Source organism: Novosphingobium naphthalenivorans NBRC 102051 (assembly GCF_001590985.1).
Taxonomy (GTDB): Bacteria; Pseudomonadota; Alphaproteobacteria; order Sphingomonadales; family Sphingomonadaceae; genus Novosphingobium; species Novosphingobium naphthalenivorans.
In genome coordinates this window covers 1-1649 of sequence record NZ_BCTX01000189.1, presented here as the reverse complement: position 1 = coordinate 1649, position 1649 = coordinate 1, and the positions used below count along the sequence as shown (strand labels likewise).

The 1649-nt window shown below is 64.1% G+C and carries 1 protein-coding gene; it reads right to left on the bottom strand.

Features of this window, described 5'->3' with window-relative positions:
• Positions 1-170: 170 nt before the first annotated feature.
• Positions 171-1541: an IS1380 family transposase gene (locus tag NN5_RS24615; protein WP_067739343.1), complete on the bottom strand. Its 1371-nt coding sequence runs from the start codon at positions 1539-1541 to the stop codon at positions 171-173.
• Positions 1542-1649: the final 108 nt, after the last annotated feature.

Below are 1649 nucleotides of genomic sequence, written 5' to 3'. Positions count from 1 at the left end.
TAGCCCGGCTTATTCATGACAGCGGGGTAGTTCGCCTGGATTGGCGGGCGACGGCACTGGCGGCGTGGACGGGACAAGCGTTTTCGTTGCGCCTTTTTCATCGCGGAGGTTCGAGGGGCTTGCGGGATTGAAGGTAGGGTCTCGGGTGTTCGGCGGCACGGCCGCGCTGTCTATGTCGGGGCGGGCCTGAGCGCGGTTGCGATTGTTTGGAAGGCCGCGGCATCAGGGCATGCCGAGGCGAAGGCGATCCGGATGCGGGTGGCGCTTTCGATGACGCGGGCGGCGACCTTGAGCAGCCGCAGGCGCAGTGTGGCGAACTCGGCGGTGGCGAGCGCGGTTGTTTTGGGGATCTCCTGCTGGATGCGCCACATCAACCAGAATGCGGCGGTGTGCAGGATGAGGCGCATCTGGTTGGCATTGGCCGAGCGGCACGAGGTGCGGTCGCTGGCGAGTTGGCTCTTGTGCAGCTTGATCAGGTTCTCGGCGCGGCCCCGCGCACAATACAGCGTGTCGTAGATGTGCTCGGCCGATCCAGCCTCGAGCGAGGTGACGACATAGCGGATGTCCATGCCCAGCGTGCTGGCCTCGATCCGGGCGGCAATGCGGCGCTGGCACTTCCAGCTTTTCGCGCCGTAGCGGGTTTGGGCATAGTTGCGCAGGACCGGATACTGTTTGATCGCTCGTTTGGTTGCGCAAGCATCGGCAACCTTCACGATTTCGGGATCGGCGCGCAGCACGGCGTTGGTGGGCAGGCCAAGCACGTAATCGACACCATTGGCTTCGCACCAGGCCATGACCTCTGGCCGACCGTAGTGCCCGTCGCCCCGGATGGTGATGCGGGTCGTGGGCCAGTGGCTGCGGATATGCCGCACCAGGCGCCGGATATGGCCAGCCGCCTCCGCGCCCGATGGCGTCATGCCGGTGCGCAGCAGCATGGCGACCGGTCGGCCGGTCGCGGTGTCGTAGACATGGATCGGCAGAAAGCAGCGCTCCCCGTAGTGACCGTTCCAGAAAGACAGTTGCTGGGTGCCGTGGACAACATCGCAGGTATCGTCGATGTCGAGCGTCACCGCTCCGGGTTCGGCCGGATAGCTGGCGCAGTAGATGGCGATCATCGCGCGCATCAGCTTCGCCAGTTCGCGGGTCGTCGGCGCGTTCTCCCACCGGCTCATCGTCGGTTGGCTCGCCAGACCCGCACCCGAACCCGGCAGCTTGCCAAGCGCCAGGCGGAAGCCCGGATCATCGCGCAGCGCATCGAGGTCGTCGGCATCTTCGTAACCGCAGGCGATCGCAAATATCCGGGCGCGCAGGATATCGTCCAGCGCATGAATCACGCGCGAAGGATCGCGTGGATCGGCGATGCAAGCGGCAAGGCGCGCGCAAATCCCCATCGCACGTTCTGCCTGTGCCACCAGCAAAACCCCGCCATCCGAGGTCAGCCGACCGCCATCAAAGGCGGCGGTGACTTTCTTGCGCCCAACCGCTGGGAATCCAAATCGAGACGCGCTATCGTTGCCCTCGGCAGGTGTGGCTTGTGGCATTTAATGTCCCGAACAGGAGATGGCTTCGACAACCAATTTCCTACTTCAGAACAAAACCTTACGCTACTCCTGCCAACCCTTCAGGTGCCCCCTGATGAATAAGCCGGG